Below are 1,361 nucleotides of genomic sequence, written 5' to 3'. Positions count from 1 at the left end.
AGAGGACGTTAAGTCCCTTTACTCATGGTTGGGGATCGCTCGTTCGTGTGATCGTTCGATGAACTGACGTGCTGGCCGGGGGGTGGGTGATGTTGTGCGGAGTATGGAGAGACCGGCGTATCCGAGTGACGTGACAGACGAGCAGTGGGAACTGGTCAGACCGATGATCGAGTCGTGGAAGCAGGAGCGGGTGGCCCGGTCGGCGACCGGGGACCCCGGGTCCTGCGACCTGCGGGAGGTCGTGAACGCGATCTTCTACCAGAACCGGACGGGCTGTCAGTGGCGTTACCTCCCGCACGACCTGCCGCCGTGGTCGGCGGTGTTCTACTACTTCACGCTGTGGCGCCAGGACGGCCTTGACCAGCGAATACAGGAGCTGCTGCGCTGCCAGGTACGGGAGAGAGCCAAGCGATTAGAGGACCCGTCCCTCGTGATCATCGACACCCAGTCCGTCCGTGCGGCGGCCGGGGTCCCGAAGACCACGACGGGACTGGACGCCGGCAAGAAGGTGCCGGGCCGCAAGCGCGGGCTCGTGGTCGACGTGCTGGGCCTGATCATCGGGGTCGTCGTCCTCGCGGCCTCCGCCCACGACAACGCCGCCGGCACCGCCCTGCTCACCCAGGCCGCCGAGCGGTGCGGCAACCGCCTGGAGAAGGCCCTGGTGGACCAGGGCTTCAAGGACGAGACCGTCATCCACGGCGCCCTGCTCGGCATCACCGTCGAGATCGTCCGCCGCAACCCGGCCGACCAGGGCAAGGGCTTCGTCCCGCAGCCGAAGCGGTGGGTGGTCGAACAGGTCAACGGCACGTTGATGCTGCACCGGCGCCTGGCCCGCGAGTACGACCACAGGCCCGACAACTCCGCCTCCCGCGTCTACTGGGCGTCCACCGCGAACATGGCCCGCCGCCTCACCACCCCCGCCCCAGCCTGGCGCGACGCCTACGAGGTGGCCGCGTGAACGTCGCCGACCTCCTGAAGGACGTCCAGGTCCGGCATGAACAGGCCATGGCCCGGGCCGACGACCTACGGCGGCAGATCGAGCACCTCACCACCGCCCTGGCCGAGACCGAGGGGCGCCTGGCCGAGCTGGCCACGGCCCGGAAGATCGTCCAGGAGATCACGCCAGACGGCACCGACCCCCAGCCCGACGAACCGGCTACCGCCTACCAGCAGGTCCTGGACACCTTCAACCACCACCCCGACCAGCCCTTCCGCGTCCGCGAACTGCACGAACTCCTCAGCTGGCCCACCGACGACCCCTCCCTGAATGTCACCCGCTCCCGCCTTGGACGCCTCACCCGCCAGGGCTTCCTCACCCAACCCGGACGAGGCATCTACCAGAAACGGACTTAACGTCCTCT

Annotated in this window: 2 protein-coding genes; both read left to right on the top strand. The window is 68.1% G+C overall.

The window, feature by feature from the left end; translation table 11 throughout:
- The first annotated feature begins 103 nt into the window (after positions 1-103).
- A complete protein-coding gene (locus tag P3T27_RS40885) occupies positions 104-958 on the top strand; it encodes an IS5 family transposase (protein ID WP_280686452.1) in 855 nt (284 codons plus the stop codon).
- On the top strand, positions 955-1,353 hold the full coding sequence (locus P3T27_RS40880) for a hypothetical protein (RefSeq protein WP_280686451.1): 399 nt from the start codon (positions 955-957) through the stop codon (positions 1,351-1,353). Before P3T27_RS40885 ends, P3T27_RS40880 begins: the two co-directional genes overlap by 4 nt.
- Positions 1,354-1,361 lie beyond the last annotated feature (8 nt).

Origin of the sequence: Kitasatospora sp. MAA19 (assembly GCF_029894125.1) — a bacterium.
Classification (GTDB): Bacteria; Actinomycetota; Actinomycetes; order Streptomycetales; family Streptomycetaceae; genus Kitasatospora.
Note: the sequence above shows the minus strand (reverse complement) of the source record. Positions and strands in the feature narration are given on the sequence as shown.